Origin of the sequence: Janthinobacterium sp. PSPC1-1 (assembly GCF_049897625.1) — a bacterium.
Lineage (GTDB): Bacteria > Pseudomonadota > Gammaproteobacteria > Burkholderiales > Burkholderiaceae_D > Janthinobacterium > Janthinobacterium tructae.
Map to the genome: position 1 here is coordinate 1 of NZ_JAFCWP010000021.1, position 2,657 is coordinate 2,657.

General features: G+C 54.3%; 2 protein-coding genes. Both read left to right on the top strand.

Going from position 1 to position 2,657, the window contains the following annotated elements:
* On the top strand, window positions 1–1,695 hold a 1,695-nt coding region (locus ACP7EG_RS27600), incomplete at its 5' end, for a non-ribosomal peptide synthetase (RefSeq protein ID WP_426090239.1).
* 201 nt (window positions 1,696–1,896) lie between these two features.
* Window positions 1,897–2,657: condensation domain-containing protein (locus ACP7EG_RS27605; RefSeq protein ID WP_426090240.1), on the top strand; the 761-nt coding region annotated here is incomplete at its 3' end.

The following is a 2,657-nucleotide window of genomic DNA, read 5'->3' on the forward strand; positions in this document are numbered from 1 at the left end:
CTGTGCGTGGAGCGCAGCCTGGAGATGATGGTGGGCGTGCTGGCGATCCTCAAGGCGGGCGGCGCGTATGTGCCGCTGGACCCGGCGTATCCGCAGGAACGCCTGGCCTACATGGCCGAAGACAGCGGCATTGCGCTGTTGTTGACGCAACAGGCTTTGCGCGCCACGGTGAGCGCTTTCGCCACGGTGCCGGTGCAGTACCTGGACGACGCGCAGTGGCTTGAGGTTTTGCAGGGTTATCCCCATGAGAATTTGGACACCGTGCGGGGAGCCGACGACAGCTCATTGGCCTATGTGATTTATACCTCGGGTTCTACTGGACGACCCAAGGGGGTAGGGGCTGTTGGGGCGACACTCGTTAACCGGCTGTGTTGGATGCATCAGCGTTTTCCTTGGACTCCTGGCGAGTGTGGGATCCAAAAAACCTCAATGAATTTTATTGATTCGATGACGGAATCATTAGGTCCATTATTGTTTGGAGCGAAGTTATACATTGCGTCGCAGGAGCAGTCTCGCGATGTTAATGCATTATGGAATATCGTAAAAGACCAAGCGGTTACGCGGCTGGTACTTGTTCCGTCATTGCTCAACGCCCTTATGCAGGTCGCCAAGCCGACGGATATTCTGCATTTGAAGCTGATTATCAGTAGCGGTGAAGCCTTGTCTTCCGCTTTAGTCGAGACCGCCAAGACGGTGTTGCCGGGGGTGCTGATTCTGAATCTGTATGGCTCATCCGAAGTCGCAGGGGATGTCACTTATTATCTCTGTAATGATGAGGCTGGCTTGCTCGGTAGTATCCCAATCGGACGTCCTATTTCTAATACACAAATCTATCTTCTCGACCCGTATGGTCAGGTGGCGCCGCTGGGGGCGATTGGGGAAATTCATATTGGCGGTGACAATCTCGCCAATGCCTATTTGAACTTGCCAGAATTGACCAGGGAACGTTTTATTGCCAATACCCTTGTCGATATGTCTGCCGGTCGGCTTTTCAAGACGGGAGACCTGGCACGCTACGCATCGAACAATGACCTGGAATACATGGGACGGATCGACGATCAAGTGAAAATCCGAGGTTTCCGTATTGAACTGGGAGAAATTGAAAGTCAGCTTAATCGGCATCCACAGATTAAAACTGCGATCGTTTTGGCCCGGGACGGTATAACTGGTGAAAAACGATTGTTTGCCTATATTACTTTGATTGCGGAACCGAAGGCAGGGGCGCGTGAATTTTTGAACGAAGTAAGGATATATTTGCAGAAGAGTATTCCTGAATATATGATTCCTGCTGCTTTTTTAATACTTGATGCTTTGCCTTTAAATTCCAATGGCAAGGTGGACAAGAAAGCCTTGCCCGTTCCGGATGGTCGTTGGATGCTGGACGAATATATCGCCCCATCGACCGAGACAGAGCAGGAACTCGTTGAGATATGGGCATCACTGTTGCATCTGAAATGGGATGATATCAGTGTTGAGGCTAGCTTTTTTGCCTTGGGTGGCCATTCCCTGCTGGTTATCCGTTTTATATCTGAAGTTAAGAACAGACTCGATATGGAGTTGCAGATTAGAAAAGTATTTGAATTGGGAACAATTGCCCGTATCGCCAGCTTTATCGATGGATTAATTGAGCACGAGATGATCGTCCGTAAATTTCAATTGTTGGAAGCCAGTGGCTTGAATGAGGTAGAGATCTAAATGCGTATATTGATGAAGAAGTTGGCCGATGCGGGTGTTCAGGTGTACGCAGAAGGTGGGAAATTAAAGATTCGTGCTGTTGAAGCTGGAAGTGCAGATATTTTCCTACCTGAAATACGTCTGAAAAAGGATGAGCTCATTCAATACCTGACTGAAAATGATCAGGCTAGTTTGACATCGAGTGGACGGCGGCCCAAGGTTTTGCCTGTTACGGATAGACCACCTAACGTTGCATTATCTTTTTCCCAGCAGCGGCTGTGGTTCCTGGACCAGCTGGAGCAGGGCAGCGCGCACTACAACATGCCGGCGGCGCTGCGCGTGACGGGACACTTCGACGTGGCGCTGGCGCAGCAGGCGTTTGCCCGCATCATCGCGCGCCATGAACCGCTGCGCACGGTGTTTGCTAGTGCGGGCGAGGAACCGTGGCAGGTGATACGCGAACAGGTCGATTTTGCCCTCGCCGAGACCGATCTGCGCCAGTTGGCTGGCGTGCAGCAGGAACAGGCGGTGCAGGAAGCGGCCGCGGCTGACGCGGCGACGCCGTTCGACCTGGCGTCCGACGTGATGCTGCGCGTGCGCTTCCTGCGCCTGGGCAGCGATGCGGGTGTGTTGCTCTTCAATATGCACCACATCGCCTCGGATGGCTGGTCGATGGGCGTGCTGGTGAAGGAATTCGCGGCGCAGTATGCGGCGCTGGCCGGTGGCGCGCCGGATCCGTTACCGCCGCTGGCGATCCGCTATGCGGACTATGCGCAGTGGCAAAGGGAGTGGCTGAGCGGCGCTGTACTGGACGAGCAGCTCGATTACTGGCAGCGGCAGCTGGCGGATTTGCCGCCGGTGCACGGTTTGCCACTGGACCATGCGCGGCCGGCGCAGGCCAGTTATGCGGGGGCGCGGCATGTGGTGACGAGCAGCGTGGCGACGCAGCAGGGCTTGCGTCGCCTGGCGCAGCGCGAGCAGGC